The sequence below is a fragment of the Nocardia sp. CNS-044 genome (genome assembly GCF_059570515.1).
In genome coordinates, this window is the sequence record NZ_JCANSX010000007.1 from 532,358 (window position 1) to 550,211 (window position 17,854).

Below are 17,854 nucleotides of genomic sequence, written 5' to 3' on the forward strand. Positions count from 1 at the left end.
CGGCGAGTGATGCGCCGTCCTATGTACCGGCATGCCGCAGCCCTTGGCCCAAGGGCGGCTGGCTGGCGCTCGACCCGCAGCGCTGCGGGCGGTGCGCCGTCCTGCTCCCGGGCCCCCGGTCCGAAGAACGGCGGGCTGCCTGCCGCACAGATGGCGGGGCGGCGGGCGGGCGCCGTCCCGTCTCCCGGGGAGGGGCGGGCCGTGGAAGGTGTCGGTGGGGTGGGGCACGATGGAGCGCGTGACCACGGCCGAGGAGAGTTTCGCGATCGACGGCACCACTTCCGACCTGCGGGAGCGGGCCGAAGCACTGTTGCGCGAGCTGGCGGGGGCAGAGGCGCGGCTACGGGAGGATCAGTGGACCGCGATCGAGGCGCTTGCGGTCCACCGGCGCCGGGCTCTGGTCGTGCAGCGCACCGGTTGGGGTAAGTCGGCGGTGTACTTCATCGCGGCGAAACTGCTGCGCGCCGAGGGCAGGGGTCCGACGGTGATCGTCTCGCCGCTACTGGCGCTGATGCGCAATCAGGTGGCGGCGGCCGAGCGCGCCGGCGTAGTCGCGGCGACCATCAATTCCGGCAATGTCACCGAATGGGACGAGATCCACGAGCGAGTCGCCCGTGGCGAGATCGACGTGCTGCTGGTGAGCCCGGAACGGCTGAACAACCCGGACTTTCGCGATCAGGTGCTGCCGAAGCTGGCCGCCGACGCGGGCCTCGTCGTCATCGACGAGGCGCACTGCGTCTCCGACTGGGGCCATGATTTCCGCCCCGACTACCGCCGCATCCGCACCCTCATCGCCGACCTCGGTTCGGATGTGCCGGTGCTCGCCACCACCGCGACCGCCAACGACCGCGTGGTCACCGACGTCGCGACCCAGATCGGCACCGATACCCTCGTCCTGCGCGGCACCCTCGACCGGGAATCGCTGCACATGTCGGTGGTGCGCTTCGACGACGCGGTAGAACGCACGGCCTGGCTGAGCGGTCACTTGCCCCGGCTGCCCGGCTCCGGCATCGTCTACACGCTCACCGTCGCCGCGGCCCATGATCTGGCCGACGTGCTGAACTCGCACGGCCACAACGTCGCGGCCTACACCGGTCGAACCGATCCGGCCGAGCGCGAGGCGCTGGAATCGGCGCTGCTGCGCAACGAGGTGAAGGCGCTCGTCGCGACCTCCGCGCTGGGCATGGGCTTCGACAAACCCGATCTCGGGTTCGTGGTGCACGTCGGCGCGCCTTCCTCGCCCATCGCCTACTACCAGCAGGTGGGTCGCGCCGGTCGCGGCACCGAGCGCGCCGAAGTGGTGCTGCTGCCCGGCCCGGAGGACACCCGGATCTGGAGCTATTTCGCCTCGGTCGCCTTCCCGCGCGAGCACATCGTGCGCAGCGTGCTCGACGCCCTCGACCACGACCGAGCGCTCTCGACCGCCGCGCTCGAACCGCTGGTGGAGCTGAACCGTTCGCGTCTGGAGATGGTGCTCAAGGTGTTGGACGTGGACGGCGCCGTGCGCCGGGTGCGCGGCGGCTGGATCGCCACCGGTGAGCCGTGGGTCTACGACACCGAGCGCTACGAACGTCTGTCCGCCGCCCGCGAGGTCGAACAGCAGGCGATGCTGGACTATCAGTCGACCACCGGCTGCCGGATGAACTTCCTGCGCCGCCAACTCGACGACCCCGGCCTCCCCGCATTGGACGGCCGAACCCCGGGCTGCGGCCGCTGCGACAACTGCACCGGCACGCGTCCGGACGCCACGGTGGATGCCGACGCCGTCGCGGCCACCCGCGCCCGCTTGGACCGTCCCGGCCTCGACCTCGCGCCGCGCAAACAGTGGCCAACCGGCATGGCCAAGCTCGGCATCCCGCTATCGGGCAAGATCAGCGACGGTCCGGAGACCGGCCGTGTGCTCGGCAGGCTCACCGATCTCGGCTGGGGCCAGCGCCTCCGCGCCCTTCTCGACGCACCCGACGACCCCGTTCCCGACACCGTCTTCGACGCCTGCATCGCGGTCCTGCGAGATTGGGACTGGTCCACCCGCCCCACCTCGGTCATGGCACTTGCCCCCGACCGCCACCCCGTGTTGACCGCCACCCTCGCCGCGCGCCTGGCCGAAATCGGACGCCTGCGCGATCTCGGTACGCTCCCGACCCGCCCCGGCCATCCGCCGGTCTCGGCCGCCAACTCCGCCCACCGGGTCGCGGGGCTCTACGACTCGTGGGACGTGCCCGATCTTTCCGGGCTCGACGGGCCGGTGCTCTTGGTCGACGCCCTGACCGATACCGGCTGGACGCTCACACTCGCCGCCCACGCACTACGGCGCGCGGGAGCGCCTGCTGTTCTTCCGTTCGCCCTGGCTTCGGTCACGTAACCGCGCCCAGCACCGTTCGAGGCAACCTGGGGAAACCGCACCTTCTCGCACGCGAACATCCGGAACTCGTCCCCGAAAGCCGCCCGCGCCGAATGTTCCGCCACGCGTGCCACAGTCCCCGGCCACGTTGAGGAGCCCGCCGTCGGCACCAAAGGCTTCCGCGCGCCAAAACCCACCGACCACGCCGAATTTCGCCATCGGTACCAGAGGTTCCGCCATGCGCGGGCAACTCCGACTACCAGCTACACGCGACCACCTACAAACTCAACGTCGCCCGCAAACTCGCATCCAGCGACTCGGTCTCCGCGGCCGTCAATTTCCCCAGCTTTTCGGCGAGCCACGGACGGTACGCGCGATGCAGTTCCAGCGCGTCGGCCCAGCCGTGTTCGGTGTAGACGCCCAGCACGTGCCCCGGATCGGTAGCGATGACCGGGACCACATGCAGCCACCGGTACGGCGAGGTGATGACGGCCGGGTCGGAGACCAGCACCACTGTGCTGCGGCGCGGGAAGGGTGTGCCGTCGCTGAGGGTCGGTGCGTAGCTCCAGATTTCGCCGCGCCTCATGCGGCACCGCGGGAGCGGCGGCGGGCATCGGCGGCGGCGGACTCGGTGAGGTCGAGTTCGTCTTGGGCGGCAGCGCGGTCGGCGGCGTCGTCGACGGGGAGGCTGGTGAGGCTTTCGTGCACGAGAGCGGTCCGCAGGGAGGCGTTGATCAGGGAGGAGAGGCTGCGGTTCTGGCGCTCGGCGGCCTGCTTGGCCCATTCGGCGACCTGCGGATCCAGGGTCACCGTGATGCGCGTCGCCTTGCTCATACCTTCATGCATACCAGAACGGTGCACCGCACGGAACCGCCGCGATCTGCGGGCTTTCGACCAGCCGCGACCGGTCCGCCCCGTTAAGCTCGCACCGTGGCCAGCAAGTCCGCGACACCCGCCGTCGAGCTGGACGTCGGCGACCATACGGTGCGAATCTCGAACCCGGATCGGGTCTACTTCCCCGAGACCGGCGCGACCAAGCTCGACCTCGTGCAGTACTACCTGAGCGTCGGCGACGGCATCGTCAACGCGCTGCGCGACCGCCCTTGCATGCTGCACCGCTTCCCCAAGGGGCTGGCCGGCGACAAGGTGCATCAGAAGCGCTTGCCGCAGGGCGCGCCAGAGTGGATTCCAACGGTCCGGGTCTTCTTCCCGCGCTATGGCCGCCACGCCGACGAACTGTGCGTGCGGGAGTTGGCCGACGTGATCTGGGGAGTGCAGATGTCGACGGTCGAGTTCCACCCGTGGAACTCCCGTCGCGCCGACACCGAACGCCCCGACGAGTGGCGCATCGACCTGGACCCGATGCCGGACTGTCCGTGGTCGCGGGTGCAGCGGGTAGCGGGGGTTGTGCACGAGGTGCTCGACGAACTCGGCGCCGTCGGCTGGCCCAAGACCTCCGGCGGCAAGGGTCTGCACGTGTACGTGCGGATCGCGCCGGAGTGGGGCTTCGCCGATGTGCGAAGGGCCGCACTGGCTTTCGCGCACGAGGTGGAGCGCCGGGCGCCCGACGACGTCACCACCACCTGGTGGCGCCGTGATCGCGATCCGAACCTGCTGTTCGTCGACTACAACCAGAACGCACGCGATCACACCATCGCCGCGGCCTACTCGGTGCGCGGCGTGCCGGAAGCGACCGTCTCCACCCCGGTCCGCTGGGACGAGATCCCCGACATCGACCCACGCGACTTCACCATGAAGACCGTGCCGTCTCGCTACGCCGAGTTGGGCGATCTGCACGCCGGGATCGACGACGCCGTGTTCGCCATCGACCCACTGCTCGAATGGGCCGACCGGGACCGGATCGAAGCGGACCCGCCGGAGGACGACTCGTAGGGATTCGCGGACGGGCGTGCTCATAGCTTCCCTGGTGCTAACGTCGCGGTGGCGAGCAGTCGGTCCGCGCGCGGGCCGCCGGTACCGGGTGAAGGAGGTCCGCGATCATGGGTGAGCGCCGGCGAGCGAACCGACGACACAGCGTGCCCTCGCGCACGACGGAGCCGAGCGTCAGCGAGGCGCAGTCGTGAATGAGATGGCAGTACCGATCGCGATCGGCCCCACCCAGCCCGCGCCGACCTTGCTGGAGAAGGCGGTCACCGAAGGTGGCGCGACGCTGAGCGACCTCGCCGATGCCAGGGCGCTGATCTGGGCGGGCGGCCCCGGCGAGTTTCCCGAGGAGCTGCCCGGCACCATCGAGTGGGTGCAGCTGCCCGCGGCGGGCGTCGAGGACTGGTTCACCGGAGGTCTGATCGCCCGTCATCCGAATGTCCTTTTCACCTCCGCCGCAGGCGCTTTCGCCGCGAGCGTAGCCGAGCACGCGCTGATGATGCTGCTTGCCGGTGTGCGCTATCTGCCCGAACACCTGCGCGCGGGCAGCTGGCGACAGCAAGACTTCTTCCCGCACGTCGGCACCCTGCGCGGCAAGACGGTCACCATCGTCGGCGCGGGCGGCATCGGTCGCGCGCTCATCCCGATGCTGGTGCCGCTCGGCGCGCACATCATCGCGGTGAATCGGTCCGGACGACCGGTCACCGGCCCCGGCATTCCACCGACCGTCGAGACGATCTCCGCCGAACAAGTGTCCAAGGTGTGGCCGCGCACCGATCACGTGGTGGTAGCCGCGCCCGCGACCGCCGACACCCAGCACCTGATCAGCGCCGACGTCCTGGCTCGGCTGAAGCCCTCCTCGTGGGTGATCAACGTGGCCCGTGGCAGCCTGGTCGACACCGACGCGCTGGTCGCGGCGCTCGCCTCCGGCGCGATCGGCGGCGCCGGACTCGACGTCACCGACCCGGAGCCACTCCCCGACGGACATCCACTCTGGGTCCTGCCGAATGCGATTGTGACGCCGCATGATTCGAACCCACCGCAGTTGCGGTTCGCGGCCTTCGCCGACCACGTCGAGGCGAACGTCGTCCGCTTCGTCGAGGGACGACCACTGCTGGCCTCGATCGATCCCGCGCGCGGCTACTGAGCTCGCCGCCGCCCGCGGCCGAACGCCCCCGGGCGGTTACTGAGGCTCCCGACATGGCGCTGCCACACATGCACGGCACTGCCTCGGACCTGAAGCCACCGCACCGTGACACCAGTGTTCCCAATTCGCCATTGACAAATGGCACATTACAAGATGATCCTTAACTCCATGACAAGGTCAACGAAGACCTCGGTCCCCGGCGTACCCGCCGCGCCCTCGCTGCGCGCCGGGCTTGCCGCCGCGGCCGCCGAGTACGGATTGCGGCCGCTGAACTGCGCGATTCCGCTGAACACGCCGGGTATCTGGTTCGCGCGCAAGCTGATCGCGACCATCATGGCGGCCGGTGGGCCACCGCTATCCGGCACGACTGTCAGCCGGGTCCGCGCGGGTGCGGTGCGGGGCGAGTGGGTGCGGGCCGACGGTGTCGAGTTCGGGAAGCGGGCGATCTACTACATCCACGGCAGCGGGTACGTGCTGTGTTCGGCGCGGACGCATCGCGGGCTCGCCGCGCGGCTCTCCCGCGAGACCGGTCTGCCGGTATTCCTCACCGACTACCGACTCGCGCCCGAGCACCGCTTCCCCGCCGCGGCCGACGACGTGGCCGCTGGCTACGACTGGCTGTTGACGCACGGCTTCGCGGCGAAAGACATCGCCGTCGCCTGTGATTCGGCGGGCGGGCATCTCGCTCTGGATCTCCTGGTGCAGAACGGGACTCGATCGGTGTCGCAACCGGCCGCCGTGGCGATGTTCTCCCCGCTGCTCGACCTCACTCTGACGCTCGCCGCGGAACAGGAACGGCGCAAACGCGATCCGGTCATCTCCGCACGCGCCGCCGCTCGACTCCCCCGCCAATACACCCGCGGCCTACCCGCCGACACACCGCGACTGCGGCTCACGGTGCCCTCGGGCATCGAGTTGCCGCCGATCCTGGTGCAAGCCGGTGGCGCCGAGATGCTCAGCGCGGACGCCCGGCGACTGCACGAGATGGTGCGCGCCGCGGGCAGCGCGTGCGAGCTGGAGATCTGGCCGGGCCAGGTGCACGTCTTCCAGGCGCTGCCCCGGTTGGTTCCGGAGGCCGACCTGGCGCTGCGCCGGGCCGCGGAATTCCTCGGCGCGGCATTGGCCGCGCGCACCGATGTGGAACAGGTGAGCTGAGAATGTTGGAAAGAATTGTGCCGCTGAGTCTTCGAGCGCGCCGCAGTCACGGCGCGCGCGCCGTGGTGACCGGCGCTGGCAGCGGCATCGGTCGCGCCTTCGCGGTCGAAATCGCGGCTCGTGGCGGTCGGGTGATCTGCGCCGATATCGACCAGGCGCGCGCCGAGGAGACGGTCGCCCTCATCGAGCGCACCCGGCCCGGCGCGGCGCACGCCTTCCGCTGCGATGTCTCCCGGCGCGCGGACGTGGAGGTCCTCGCCCGTTTCGCCGAGTCCGTCTTCGACGAGCCGGTCTCGCTGGTGATCAACAACGCCGGTGTCGGCATCGGCGGAAAGCCCGTGGGGGCCATCGGTTTCGCCGACTGGGAGTGGGCGCTCGGCATCAACCTGTGGGGCGTGGTGCACGGCTGCGAGATCTTCACCCCGATGCTGCGGGAGGCGGGTCGCGGCGGCATCATCAACGTCGCCTCGGCGGCCGGTTTCGCGGCCGCGCCGTCCATGGCCGTCTACAACACCTCCAAGGCGGCGGTGCTCTCGCTGTCCGAGACCATGGCCGCCGAGCTCGGCGGCAGCGGAGTCGCGGTCACCGTGCTGTGCCCGACCTTCGTCAAGACCAACGTGGCCAAGGACGGTCGCATCACCGCGCAGTCCATGAAGTTGGCCGAAACCCTCATGCGCTGGACCGGTTTCACCCCGGAACACGTCGCACGCGTCACCCTCGACGCCAACGACCGCGGCAGCCTCTACGTCCTGCCGCAACTCGACGCGCACCTGATCTGGCGCCTCAAGCGCTACTTCCCCGCGCAGTACACCTTCGTCCTCGGCCTGCTGGAACGGCTCCTGCCGCAAGACGATTCGACCACACCGGACCGCCCAGCGGTCACCGACAGAACAGGAGTCTGACATGGCCGCCATCGCGATGGACTTCGAGGACATGCTCCGCAAGATCAAGGACCGCCAGTGGGCCCTTGCCGACATCGACTGGGACGCCCCCGGCGCCGAGACCATCACCCCGGAACTGCACGCCCGCCTCAAGCCCTTCATGGCCGACCTGATGTGGATCGAGAACGTCGGCGCGCGCGGTTTCGCCGCCATGGCCAAGAAGGCGCCCACCGAGACCCTGCGCGAGATCTACCGCTACTTCCACGCCGAGGAACAGAAGCACGCCAACGCCGAACTGGCGCTGATGCGCCGCTGGGGCATGCTGGAGGGCGACGAGATCCCGCAGCCGAACGTGAACGTCAAGCTCGTCATCGACTTCCTGGACAAGTACTCCGACGACATGTCGCTGTCCTTCCTCGGCACCGTGATCCCGATGCTCGAGGTGGCGCTGGACGGCGCGCTGGTGAAGTTCATCATGGACGAGATCGACGATCCGGTCTGCCAGGAGGCGTTCAAGCGGATCAACGCCGACGAATCCCGGCATCTGGCGGTCGATTTCGCGGTCATGGATCTGCTCGGCCACGCCGAGATGCGCAAGCTGCTCATCGAGCTGGTCGGCGGCTGGGTCAAGCCGACCTTCCTGATCGGCGTGCTGAGCTATGTGCCGCTGCTGAACAAGATGCGCGACAACATCGTCGCGATGGGCGTGGACGAGAACAAGCTCTACAAGGCGCTCGAGCGCTACCGCAATGTCGGCGAGCGCAGCGATTTCGCGCGCAGGCTGCCGATGTATCAGATCGTGAAGATGCACGGCGGATGGGTGGTCGACCGCGACCATCCCTACCACCTGCTGGCCGACGCCCTGGTCAAGATCACCGCGCGGGTGCCGAAGCGGTTGCTGCGCAAGGACCCGAGCTGGGCCAAGGAAATCACCTACGAACCCGCGGCATGAGGGACGACATGACCAACGCACAGACGCTCGACGTCGCGGTGATCGGCGGCGGCTTCGCCGGTATCGGCGCTGCGATCCGGTTGAAACAGCACGGCATCGAGAACTTCGCCATCCTGGAGCGCAGCACCGCGCTCGGCGGCACTTGGCGCGACAACACCTATCCCGGTGCCGCATGCGACATTCCGTCGCGGCTCTACTCCTACAGCTTCGCCCCCAATCCGAACTGGTCGCAGACCTATTCGGGCAGCGCGGAGATACTCGGCTACATCGAGTCGATGGCGGCGCGGTATCGGCTGCGCCCGCACGTCCGATTCGGTTGCACCGTGGCCGGAATCGCGTTCGACGAGGACGCGGGGCTCTGGGACATAGCGATCGAGGGCAACGTCGCGCCGGTGCGGGCGCGCACCGTGGTGCTCGCCTCCGGCCCCCTGGCCAACGCGGGCTTCCCCGACATCCGCGGCATCGAGACCTACGAGGGGCACAAGATCCACAGTGCCCGTTGGGATCACGACTACGACTTCACCGGCAAGCGGGTCGCGGTGATCGGCACCGGCGCGAGCGCGGTGCAGATCATTCCCGAGCTGGTCGAGAAGGCCGCCTCGGTCAAGGTGTTCCAGCGTACGCCGGGATGGGTGCTGCCCCGGGTGAACCGGCGGACCAACCCGCTCACGAAGAGTCTCTACCGGCACGTGCCCGCGGCGGAGTCGCTGGCCAGGCGCGCGTGGTTCTACGGGCACGAGTCGGTGGCGCTCGGCGTCGTGTGGAACACCCCGCTGACCCGCGTCGTCGAGCTGGTCGGGCGGGCCCAGCTGCACCGGCAGGTGCGCGATCCCTGGCTCCGCCGCCAGCTCACGCCGGACTTCCGCGCCGGGTGCAAGCGCCTGCTGATGACCGACGACTACTACCCGGCATTGCATCGCGACAACTGCAAACTGATCACCTGGCCGATCGCGCGCCTCGCGCCGCACGGTATCCGCACCGCGGAAGGTGTTGAGCACCAAGCGGATTGCATCGTGTTCGCGACCGGGTTCGAGGTGTCCAAGGCCGGGACTCCGATTCCGATCGTCGGCCGCGACGGCCGGGTGCTCGCCGAGGAGTGGTCGCGCGGCGCGTTCGCGTACAAGAGCGTCGCCGTGTCGGGCTATCCGAATCTGTTCTTCACCTTCGGGCCGAACTCCGGACCTGGCCACAACTCGGCGCTGGTGTACATGGAAGCCCAGATCGACTACCTGGTCCGGGCGATCGGCACCATCCTGGACCACGACCTGCGCATGCTCGACGTCCGCAGGGATCGCCAGGACCGGTACAACGAGACCATCCAGCGCAGGCTCACCGGGACCACCTGGAATTCGGGCTGCCACAGCTGGTATCTGACCGATGACGGTTTCAACGCCACCATGTATCCCGGCTTCGCGACGCAGTACGTCAACCAGTTGCGCAGCCTGCGGCTCGAGGACTACCACGTGGTGTCGGCCGACGCGGGCACGCGGGCGGCGCGGATCGCGGCGGTCTCCTGAGTCGACCCGCCGCAACGACACGAGTCCGGCGCGCGCCCACACCGGTGCCGCCGGGCTCGTCTCGATAGACTCGGTCTTTCGACGATCAAGGTCGCGGCCGTCCGATGCGCCGCGGCGGGCGAGGAGGTGAGCGCGGTGGCCGAGTATCGGATCGACGATCTGGCCCGCGCGGCGGGCACCACCACCCGCAACGTGCGCGCGTACCAGGAGCGGGGCCTGCTGCCGCCGCCGATCGGCAAGGACGGCCGGGCGAGCATCTACGGCGAGGCGCACCTGGACCGGTTGCGGCTGATCGACGCGCTGTTGCAGCGCGGTTTCACCACCGCGCACATCGCCGACTTCATCACCAGCTGGGAGACCGGCAAGGACCTGACCGAGGTGCTCGGGCTGCAACACGCCGTCACCGCGTCGTGGGCCAAGGCCGAGACCTTCGAGGTGCCGCGCGAACTGATCGACACGCTGCTCGGCGCCGAGGCCGCCGACCTCGTCGACCGGTTGACCGAGATGAAGCTGGTCCGCGTCGAGGGCGAGACAGTGGTGTTCACCGACACCCACCTGCTGGCCTCGTTCGCCGAGCTGCACGAGTACGGCCTGGAGCTGCGCACGCTCATCGAGATCTACGCCAAGGTCGCCGACCGGATCGACGACATCACCCACATCATGATCACCGCCGCCAAGCAGCACATCATCGACGAGCACGGCCCGGGCTGGCTGCCGCAGACGAGCTCCGAAATCGCGGAGACCACAACGATGTTGAACAAGATGCGGGAGCTTGCCACCACTTCGGTGCACGCCACGCTGGCCCGTTCGCTCGATGTGACGCTGCGCCGCGAGCTCGGCGACTACCTCGCCACCGCCGCCGAGCGGGAAGCCAAGCGCACCGGCAAAGGCGCCTGACTCAGCGCCGCGCGTAAAGGGCTGCGGCGCAGACATATCCGAGAAGCGTCAGCCCGAGACACCATAGCACGGCGGCGACGGCCTGCCCACCTCCGCCGGTCGTGAGGAGAGCCCGCACGGTGCCGATCACGGGCGTGGCGGGCTGGTTCTCGGCGAACCCGCGCAACCAGCTCGGCATGGTGTCGATCGGGACGAAGGCGCTGCTGATGTAGGGAACGAACATCACCGCGTAGGTGAAACCGCCCGCCGCCTCTGGACTTTTCGCCACTACGCCGAGCGCGACCGCGATCCAGGTGACCGCGTGCACGAACAGCGCGATCACCCCGAGCGCCGCCATCCAGTCGAACAGTCCCGCGCTGGAACGAAATCCGAGCGCGAAAGCGATCAGCAGTACGATGCCGACGGCGGCGAGATTCCGGACGACCCCTTCCCCCGCGTGCCCAGCGAGAAGTGCCTGCCGGAAGGCGGGGAGCGTCCGAAACCTCTCCACCGCTCCCGAGACCATGTCCGCCGAGATGGCTGTCGCGGTGATGGACGCGCCGAAACCCGTGCACAGCAGGATGATTCCCGGCAGCACATAGTCCAGGTAGGGCATGCCGACCCGGATCGCTCCGCCGAACACATACACGAACAGCAGCATGATCAGGATCGGCAGCGCCAGCGAGATCACCAGGGTGTCGCGGCCGCGTACGGTGCGCCGCGCCGCGCGCCGGAACATGACGACGGAATCCGCGACGGCCGCGCCGACCCGCCTCATCAGTCCCGTGCTGTGGCGCGGCTCGGCAGCGGGCGGAACGAGTGCCGGATCATTCCGCCGCCCGCTCGACGATATCGGCCGTGCGCCGGGTCGCGTCCGAGCTCGAATGCAGTTGCACCGCGAGGCTTTTCGCCCGCTGACCCGTCTCCGGCGCGAGCAACGTGCGCACGCCCTCGGTCAACCTCTCCGCGTCCAGCCGCTGGAACGGCACGTGCGCGCCGACCCCGAGCCGCTCGACCTGCCCGCCCCACATCGGCTGATCGAACGACACCGAGCAGACCAGCGTCGGCAAGCCCGCGCGCAGACTCTCGAAGGTGGTGCCGATCCCGCCGTGGTGCACGGCCGCGGCGCACAGCGGGAAGACGATGTCGTGCGCGAGCGGTCCGACGACCCGCACGTTCGGACCGGTCTCGGCTTTCGCGGCGTCCAGATCGCTCCACCCCGCGCTGACCAGACCGCGCCTGCCGAGCCGTCCGCACACCTGCTCGACGATGGCCAGCACCGCGTGCGTGTCCCGGATGGGCATACTGCCGAATCCGAAGTACACCGGCGGCTCACCTTCCGCGATCCAGTCCAGCACCGCACTGTGGTCGGCGGCGAGTTCACCGATCGCCTCGCGCGCCGACCGCTCGAGCGGCAGGAAACCGACCAGCGGCCTGCGCTCACCCCACTCCTCGGCAAGACCGGGCACCAGCGCGCGATCGTAGATCTGCACCTCCGGCACGCCGCGGCGTTCGAGCATCGCGGCCGGGCTCGTCGCCGACCTGGGCAGACCGAGTTCGCGGCGCAACTGGTTGAGGTAGCGCAGGAACACCACGCGACGCAGGTTCTCGGCCAGCGCCCAGGTGGCGCGGTTGATCGCGGCGGGCGGACGCCAGTGCGGCGGCAGCGCGCCGGGGAACGGATACGCCCCGTTCTTGCGGCCGGGAAAACCGTGCATGGTCACCATCGGCACCCCCATCGCCTCGGCGACCGACGCGGCCCGATCCTCGGTGAGCAACGTGGAGACGATGACATCGGCGTCCCGGCAGACCTCGACGACCTCGCGGTTCATCCGCTCGGCGTAGTCGGCCATTTGCTTGCCGACCAGCTGCATCAGACGGAAACTGCTGCCCGCGGCCAGCGCCCGCTGGCCCTCGTCGGAGGCGTACAGCTGTTGCACGTCCGGACCGCACGGTGTCGCGGTCAGTCCGGCGCGGGCGGTGAAGTCGACCAGATTGGGCGGTGCGCCGACGGTCACCTCGTGGCCGCGGCGGCGCAGTTCGAGACCGAGCGCCACCGCGGGCTGCACATCACCGCGGGTGCCGGTCAGCGGTATCGCCACCTTCATGCCGTCGCCTCCCGCTCGGCGCGATTTACCCTCATCGGACCTCCTGCGTCCGTACGGTGGTGGCCATGCACGTCGCGTTGTTCACCGACTTCCATCCCGCCACTCTCGGCGGGATCCAGACTTCGGTGAACGCCTTGCGGCGCGGCCTGGAACGGGCTGGTCACCGGGTCACGGTGTTCGCCGCACCCACGCCGGAATCTACCGAACCCGACCCGGACCTCGTGGTCCTTTCGGCACTCGCGGGCGTGCGGGTGAACGGATTCGCGATGGTGCTGCCGACGCCGGACAACACCCGGCGAATCGACGCGGCCTTCGCCGACCGCGGCCCGATCGACATCGTGCACGTGCAGACCACCTACGGCGTCGCGATCGCCGGGCTGCGCGCCGCGCGCCGCCACGGCATTCCGGTCGTGCAGACGGTGCACAGTCGCGACGACGCGTTCATCCAGCACACCTCGCCGACACCGTACCTATCCGCGCTCGCCGTGCGTCTGCTGCACGGGCGCTTCGTTCCGCACCGGAAGACGGTGCCGCACAAGGGAGAATCGCGCGCCGCCCGGCAGGCGTGGCACACGATGGTGAACCACGCGCGCGCCGCCGATCGGGTGATCGTGCCCACCGAACACTTCGCCGACCGCTTCCGCGCGCACGGGCTGGACCGCCCGATTCGGGTCATCTCCAACGGCATCGATGACGAACTACTCGACATGGCGCGCGCCGCAGCGGCTGCCGGCGCCGACGAATCTCGCAGTACCGCATTAGATTTCATGCCGGAAGCGGCTACTCCGCTGCGCGTGCTGTGGTGCGCGCGTTTGTCACCGGAGAAGCGGCTACTGGAAGCGATCGAGGCCGTCCGCCGAACACCGGGCTGCACGCTGGACGTGTACGGAAGCGGCGATCAGGAGGCGGCCGCCCGGACAGCGATCACGGCGGGCGGCCTCGCGGATCGGATACGCCTGCACGGCGGCGTGCCCCAGCTCGACTGCCTCACCGCGATGGCGGCGCACGACGTATTACTGTTCCCCTCTTCGGGATTCGACACCCAAGGCATGGCGCTGCTGGAAGCCGTGGCGATGGGACTGCCCGTGGTGTACTGCGACCCCGATCTCGCGGAGACGGTGCCGCCGGGCGGCGGTATTCGCACGCGTGACCCCTCGGTCGCTTCGATCGCCGCGGCGCTGCGGGATCTGGCCGCCGATCCGGCGCAGCTGATCCCGATGCGGAAAGCCCTGCGCGAGTATGCGGACACAGCGCGGCAATCCCGGTTGATCGCGCAGGTCACCGCCGAGTACGCCGAGCTGACGGCCGCACGGGGCGACGAGCGTGTCACAGACATCCCGACCGCCCCGGGCAGGCTGCCGGTGCTCGGCCACAGCCTCGCCGCGCTGCGCGGCGCACTGCCGTTCGTCGCCTCCCTGGCCGAGATCGGGCCGATCGTGCGCATCTATCTCGGCCCGCGCCCGGCCTACGTTCTGACCACGCCCGAGCTCGTCCGCGAAGTCGGCTTCGGCGATGCCGGGTCGTTCCATCGCGAAGAGTTGCGGGAAGCGATGCACGAGGTGATTCGCGGGGCTTCGAATGTGCTCAGCGGGACACCGCACGAGCTGCGCCGTCGCATGATCGCCCCGGCGCTGCGCCAGCGCAGGCTGGCCGAGTACACCGCCGTGGCCGCGGATCTGGCCAATGCGTGGGCCGACGCCTTGCCCGCGAACCGTCCGCTGAATCTGGTCGATGAAGCACATCGGCTGGTCCTGGACATCATCTCGGCCACCCTGTTCACCGCCGATTTCGGCGCGGAGGCGAAACGCGAAGTGCGCGAGAATGTTCCATGGCTGCTGGGTCAGGTGATCCAGCGGGCCGCGCTGCCGCGATCCGTACGGCGGCTGCGGGTGGTCGCGAATCGCCGGTTCGCCGCGAAGTCCGCCGCGTTGCGCGCGCAGATCTCCGCGGTCGTCACCGAATACCGCAGGGCCGACCGGGATTTCCACGACGTGCTCTCCGCCCTCGTCCGGAACACCGATCCGGACACCGGTGTGCGGCTGTCCGACGAGGAGATCGTCGACGAGCTCATCCTGATGCTGGCGGCGGGCGTCGGATCGACGGCTTCGATCATGGCGTGGGTCTGGCACGAGACCATGCGAAACCAAGATATCGGCGACGAACTACGCAGGGAACTGGATGATTTCGTCGCCTCGGGACAGGTACGGCCGGATCACCTCGTCGCACTGCCCTACTTGCGGTTGGTGGTGCTGGAGACCCTGCGGTTCTGGGGACCGTGGGTCAGCACGCAGACCGCGGACGGCCCCGTCACCATCGGCGGCATCACCCTGCCCGACGGCGCGATGGTGGTCTACAGCCCGTACCTGGTGCACCACACCGAGCGCTACTACCCCGCACCGGAGACCTTCGATCCGGACCGGTGGTTCGCCGGGCGAGTCGAGGAGATCGACAAGAAGGCGATCCTGCCGTTCGGCGTGGGAGCGCGGCGCTGCCCCGGCAACAACTTCGCCGTCATGACGATCACCCTCGCGACGGCGGCGCTGTTCGCCCGCTGGCGGCCGGAACCGGACCCGAGGTACCGGGTGCGGCCGGCCACCCTCGATTTCGTGCCATCGCCCGCCAAGCTTCCGGTGGTCCTGAACCACCGGTGAACGGCGTCGTTTCCGGTCATCTACCAGCGCTTTTCCATCGCGCGACCGGGCAGGCGACGTACCCTGCTCGACAAGTGTGTGCCGACCACCGACCGATGGAATGGACCGCCATGGCCTCCGGACGACCCATGATGCCGCCACTCCCCCTCCTGCGCGCGGTCGATCGCTTTCGCGGCGCGCTGGCGGTGCTGCACCGAAAACTGGTTCCCGGCCATATCGCGCTGATGGAGATGATGACCTCCGGCTGGCTGGCGCAGGCCATCGCGACGGCCGCCGAACTCGGCATCGCCGACGAGCTCGCCCGCGGTCCACGGCAGGGCGCGGAGCTGGCCGCCGCGGTGAGCGCCGACGAGGACGCGCTGCACCGGCTGTTGCGACTGCTGATCAGCCACGGCATCTTCGCCAGGCGGCGCGACGGCGCCTACCGGCTCACCCCGCAGGCGCGGGCGCTGCGCCGGGACGCCCCGGTCTCGCTGCGCGACGCGTTCCTGTTCTTCGGATCCGCCCAGCACCGCGGGCACTGGTCGCATCTCACCGACGCGGTGCGCACCGGCCTGCCGGTCGGCCCGGCGCTGAACGGCATGCCGTTCTTCGACTACGTGCAGACCGACCGCGAGCTCGGCGAGCTGTTCGACAACGCGATGACCAGCATCAGCACGCTCGCGCTCGAACCGCTCTTGGCCGCACACGATTTCGCGCGCTACGACACCGTCGTCGACATCGGCGGCGGCCACGGCAGTCTGCTCGCCGAGATCCTGCGCCGCGCACCGCGCTCCCGCGGCGTCCTGTTCGATCTGCCCGAGGTGGTCGCGGACGCCGCGCCGTACCTGGCCGAGCGCGGCGTGACCGATCGCTGCTCCGTGACGGCCGGGTCGTTCTTCGAGGCCGTGCCGGAAGGCGGGGACGCCTACCTGCTCAAGCACATCATCCACGACTGGCCGGAGGACGATGCGGGCCGCATCCTGCGCACCTTGCGCGCCGCCATGCCTCGGGACTCCCGGCTGTTGCTGGTCGACTGGTACTGCCCGAACACGATCGGCCGCACCCCGGTAAGTACATCGACATCGAGATGCTGGTCAACGCGGGCGGACGCGAGCGCACCGAGTCGGAGTACCGAGATCTTTTGGCGCGCAACGGATTCACCCTGCTGCGCGTCGTTCCGACGGTGTCTCCCGACAACATCCTCGAAGCGTGCCCGGCCGAACGGTAGCCTTCGAGGTGACGCTTCAGGAGGGGGACGCCATGGCACACGACGAAGCCGATCGCGCCGAGGACCCGCGCGCGCACTGGCGGCAGCTGCCGCCGGAGCCCGTCACACACATCGAGGAGATCCACGTCGGCCCGAGCGCATCCGACCACGCCCTACCCGCCTTCGACCCCGATCAGGACTTCATCCGGCGCTACGGTGCGTGACCTGTCAGGTGACGCAGAGCAATGCCTGCGCGATGAGCGCGAGGTAGAGGGCGAGAACGAATGCGACCGCGGGCAGGACCGGGTGCTCGGGTTCGTCCGATCGCAGGAACCGCCACTCTCCGTACGCCGGAATCAGCAAAAGCACCAGGGGTATCCACGCGACCGCGGCTCGCGCTCCGCTGAACTCCCAGGGCTGGGCCAGCGCGAGTTCGACCGCCACGGCGAGCGCGGCGAAACCGAGAATCGCGGCCACACTGCCCGCGACGCCCAGCTGATTCGAATAGAGGTGCGCCGGACGCTCTTCCCGCGCGGTCTTTCGCGCGAACTCGAAGTGCAGGAACGCGCCCGCGAAGATCGCGACGACAGCCCCGGTCTGCCATCCGGCGGCGACCTCCCCGGTATCCCTGGCCGAGACGAGGACATACGCGGCCACCAGCAGCTGAACCGGGTACGTGACAACGAGATTGAGCAGAATGTCGTCGCGCACCGCGGCCGAGCGCCGCTCCAAGGCCCACAGGAACACCCCGTACGCCAACACCGCCGCGATCGCCACGGCGGAGGACACCGACAGAGCCAGGCTCGCGCCGATCGCCCCCACCGCGATCACGCCCATGGCCGCGCGCAGTTCGCCCGCGCTCACCGCGCCGGTCACCAGCGGCCGGTCCGGGTTGTGGACGCGGTCGTAGTCCAAGTCCTTCTGCTCGTCGACCATCCGCAGATACAGCAGAACGAAGGCCACGACGACGATGCGCAGGATGGTGCCCCAGCCCGGCCGCCACGGTGTATCCGGTTGGGACACACGGGCGGCCGTGCCCTCGAGGGCGAGCACGAAGAGGACGCCGTACAGCAGGTAGTGCGGCTTGTACATGACGGCGGTGAAGCGCGCGACGCGCCGCGCGGAGCCGAGCGGGCTCGGGGACCGCACGTCG

The 17,854-nt window shown here is 69.3% G+C and carries 15 protein-coding genes; 10 read left to right on the plus strand and 5 right to left on the minus strand.

The window, feature by feature from the left end:
• The first annotated feature begins 229 nt into the window (after positions 1–229).
• On the plus strand, positions 230–2,362 hold the full coding sequence (locus T333_RS17200; protein WP_496425072.1) for a RecQ family ATP-dependent DNA helicase: 2,133 nt from the start codon (positions 230–232) through the stop codon (positions 2,360–2,362).
• Positions 2,363–2,618: 256 nt separating this feature from the next.
• Here the strand turns inward: T333_RS17200 and T333_RS17205 are convergent, their stop codons facing one another.
• Together T333_RS17205 and T333_RS17210 are read right to left on the minus strand one after the other, a co-directional pair.
• Positions 2,619–2,927: a hypothetical protein gene (locus T333_RS17205; protein ID WP_355000818.1), complete on the minus strand. Its 309-nt coding sequence runs from the start codon at positions 2,925–2,927 to the stop codon at positions 2,619–2,621.
• Positions 2,924–3,175: a DUF6364 family protein gene (locus T333_RS17210; protein WP_355000819.1), complete on the minus strand. Its 252-nt coding sequence runs from the start codon at positions 3,173–3,175 to the stop codon at positions 2,924–2,926. The genes T333_RS17205 and T333_RS17210 overlap by 4 nt, the downstream gene beginning before the upstream one ends.
• Positions 3,176–3,271: 96 nt before the next feature.
• On the opposite strand from T333_RS17210, the gene ligD reads away from it, so the two are divergent.
• From ligD to T333_RS17245, 7 genes are all read left to right on the plus strand, one after another.
• Positions 3,272–4,234 (plus strand): non-homologous end-joining DNA ligase, encoded by a 963-nt coding sequence (ligD, locus tag T333_RS17215; protein WP_496425073.1) that lies wholly within the window; start codon positions 3,272–3,274, stop codon positions 4,232–4,234.
• A 196-nt stretch (positions 4,235–4,430) separates the two neighbouring features.
• Positions 4,431–5,372, plus strand: a complete 942-nt coding sequence (locus tag T333_RS17220) for a D-isomer specific 2-hydroxyacid dehydrogenase family protein (RefSeq protein ID WP_496425074.1) — start codon at positions 4,431–4,433, stop codon at positions 5,370–5,372.
• Positions 5,373–5,540: 168 nt separating this feature from the next.
• Positions 5,541–6,527 carry an alpha/beta hydrolase gene (locus T333_RS17225; RefSeq protein ID WP_496425075.1) on the plus strand — a complete coding sequence of 329 codons (987 nt, stop codon included), beginning with the start codon at positions 5,541–5,543 and terminating at the stop codon, positions 6,525–6,527.
• A 2-nt stretch (positions 6,528–6,529) separates the two neighbouring features.
• Complete coding sequence (locus tag T333_RS17230; RefSeq protein WP_496425076.1) at positions 6,530–7,429, plus strand: SDR family NAD(P)-dependent oxidoreductase; 900 nt, start codon at positions 6,530–6,532, stop codon at positions 7,427–7,429.
• A 1-nt stretch (position 7,430) separates the two neighbouring features.
• Entirely contained in the window at positions 7,431–8,360 is a 930-nt protein-coding gene (locus T333_RS17235) for a ferritin-like domain-containing protein (protein WP_496425077.1), read from the plus strand.
• Between the two features lie 8 nt (positions 8,361–8,368).
• On the plus strand, positions 8,369–9,877 hold the full coding sequence (locus T333_RS17240) for a flavin-containing monooxygenase (protein WP_496425078.1): 1,509 nt from the start codon (positions 8,369–8,371) through the stop codon (positions 9,875–9,877).
• 135 nt (positions 9,878–10,012) lie between these two features.
• Positions 10,013–10,774 (plus strand): MerR family transcriptional regulator, encoded by a 762-nt coding sequence (locus T333_RS17245; protein WP_355000824.1) that lies wholly within the window; start codon positions 10,013–10,015, stop codon positions 10,772–10,774.
• Position 10,775: 1 nt separating this feature from the next.
• Here T333_RS17245 and T333_RS17250 read toward each other — a convergent pair whose 3' ends face one another.
• Entirely contained in the window at positions 10,776–11,531 is a 756-nt protein-coding gene (locus T333_RS17250; RefSeq protein WP_355000825.1) for an ABC transporter permease, read from the minus strand.
• A gap of 49 nt (positions 11,532–11,580) precedes the next feature.
• On the minus strand, positions 11,581–12,861 hold the full coding sequence (locus T333_RS17255; RefSeq protein WP_496425079.1) for a glycosyltransferase: 1,281 nt from the start codon (positions 12,859–12,861) through the stop codon (positions 11,581–11,583).
• A 65-nt stretch (positions 12,862–12,926) separates the two neighbouring features.
• Between T333_RS17255 and T333_RS17260 the strand changes: the two genes are divergently transcribed.
• Positions 12,927–15,512, plus strand: coding sequence for a cytochrome P450 (locus tag T333_RS17260; RefSeq protein WP_496425080.1), 2,586 nt, complete (start codon positions 12,927–12,929; stop codon positions 15,510–15,512).
• Between the two features lie 95 nt (positions 15,513–15,607).
• A complete protein-coding gene (locus tag T333_RS17265; protein ID WP_496425081.1) occupies positions 15,608–16,972 on the plus strand; it encodes a methyltransferase in 1,365 nt (454 codons plus the stop codon).
• On the opposite strand, the gene T333_RS17270 is transcribed toward T333_RS17265, so the two are convergent.
• Entirely contained in the window at positions 16,930–17,850 is a 921-nt protein-coding gene (locus tag T333_RS17270; RefSeq protein WP_496425082.1) for a UbiA prenyltransferase family protein, read from the minus strand. The genes T333_RS17265 and T333_RS17270 overlap by 43 nt on opposite strands.
• Between the last annotated feature and the right edge of the window lie 4 nt (positions 17,851–17,854).